Raw genomic sequence first — 1942 nt, forward strand, 5'->3', positions numbered from 1 at the left:
AAAACGGCAGAGCTATTGCCTGCATGCCCGTAAACCACGTGAGATTGAATAGAAATAATGCTTTTCATGCGTCGCTCTTTCAGTTTGAAATGGATTTGAATACTTGGATAAGACGACTAAATAAACACAACGGAACATCAAGATAGGAAGTTTTATCGATCTAACCACTGTGCTTATTTGGTCGGAATAGCCTCGACATCGCCGAGGCTTATTCTTAATGAGTTGGACGTCATCGGCTTTAAATCATGTATTTGATTCTAAGCCAGACTTGAACTTATGCGTCTTGAAACTCAGCGAAGTACTCATCCAATACAGTGCGTGTTGCACGGCCGATTAGCTCGTACTCGTGGTGAGTAAGGTTCGCTAGTGATACACGTACTGATGCGTGTACTGTGTCGAAACCTTTACCAGGTAGTAAGATTACGCCGGTTTCGTGAGCAAGACGGAATAGGAAGTCTTTACCTTTCTCGTTAGCTTTGAACCAGTCGACAAACTCTTGACCGTAAAGTTTGCCACCTAGCGTGTCTAGCTCTAGTAGTGTGTAGTAATCCACACGGTCTTTGTTCTCTTCGATTGCTACACCCATGTTTTTGTAAAGCGTTGTGTAGCGCTCACGGATGATGCGTTTACAAGCGGCTTTGTAGCGACCTTCTGAGTCCATTAGACAAGTTAATGCAAACATCGCCATTTGTACTTGTTGTGGTAGAGACAGACCTGCAGTATGGTTCAATGCTACGCTGCGGCTATCAGCAACGATACGGTCGATGAATTTGATGTCACGTGGCTCTGGAGTTAGCGTTTTGTAACGGTCGTCCAATTGGCACTGTGTCGCTTCACTGAATGAGCGAAGTGTATCGTCGAACACGTTCTCATCGTGAATACCGATAGTGCCTAGACGCCAGCCTGTTGCACCGAAGTATTTAGAGAATGAGTAAACACATAGTGTGTTATACGGTAGTTTTGCGAACAGAGAAACGAACTCATCGGCAAATGTGCCGTACACGTCATCTGTGATGATGAATAGGTCACTGCGTTGCTCATTCACAAAGTTTGTTAGGTTCTCTAGAGTCTCGTCAGAGAATTTAACTGATGCTGGGTTTGCTGGGTTAACAACACAAAGCAGTTTGATGTCTGTATCTGCCAGTTTTTCGATTTCAGACATTGGTAGCTGCCAAGTGGTCTCATCAAGGCGTAGCTCTACGATTTCCAGCTCATATTCTGCTAGCTCTGGGATTTCTAGGTAAGGTGTAAAGATTGGCGTGATTAGCGCAACTTTGTCACCTTTTTTCAATAGACCATTGTTGAACATGGTTGCGAACGTGTACGTCATTGACGCAGTGCCGCCTTCTGTTGCGAACAGGTCAAAGTTAGTCGTCATTGGCATTGGGCCGTACATCTCTTCTGCGATGTATTGTTTAACCACTTTCTCGATGTTCACTAGCATACGTGGTGGCACTGGGTAGTTACACGCAAGGTAAGCCAGTACTAGCTCGTTTAGGAACGCTTGTTTTTCGATGCCTAGACGGTCTTTTGCGTAGCTTAGTGCACGACGTAGGAAATCAACGCCTTTGTCTGTTGCATATTGGCTTGCGAACGTGTCGAAACGCTCAACGATGCCGACGCCATCAGGGATACCACCGAAATCACCACCGAGGTAAGCGTAGTTACGTTCCGCTTCCATTACTGCAAATTCACCCAAACGAATAAATGCTTTACGTGGCAATGTTGCTAAGAAGTTTGGATTACCACGACCTGCGTCTAGTAAAGCACGGTCTGGCACTGCTTGCGCCACTTCAATTAATTTGTCTTTTAATTCAAATGGGCTTAAATCAGCGAATTTTGAAAAATCGATATTTGTATTTTGTGTAGTCATAATATTTACCTAATAATTTAATATTAAACACTTGTAATTAAATAAAGTATTTTACTTAAGCGTGATTAT

1 protein-coding gene is annotated in these 1942 nt (G+C 43.6%); it reads right to left on the reverse strand.

Features of this window, described 5'->3' with window-relative positions; translation table 11 throughout:
* Nucleotides 1-274: 274 nt before the first annotated feature.
* The gene (locus AB4138_RS23745) at nucleotides 275-1873 is read right to left on the reverse strand and encodes a bifunctional aspartate transaminase/aspartate 4-decarboxylase (RefSeq protein WP_136981857.1); all 1599 of its coding nucleotides are present in this window, start codon (nucleotides 1871-1873) and stop codon (nucleotides 275-277) included.
* Between the last annotated feature and the right edge of the window lie 69 nt (nucleotides 1874-1942).

It is taken from the genome of Vibrio sp. 10N.286.52.C3, from assembly GCF_041468865.1.
Classification (GTDB): Bacteria; Pseudomonadota; Gammaproteobacteria; order Enterobacterales; family Vibrionaceae; genus Vibrio; species Vibrio crassostreae_C.

What these genes read in the sequence shown, in the direction of transcription:
- AB4138_RS23745 (WP_136981857.1), bottom strand. Translation starts at nt 1,873, where the DNA reads ATGACTACACAAAATACAAATATCGATTTTTCAAAATTCGCTGATTTA.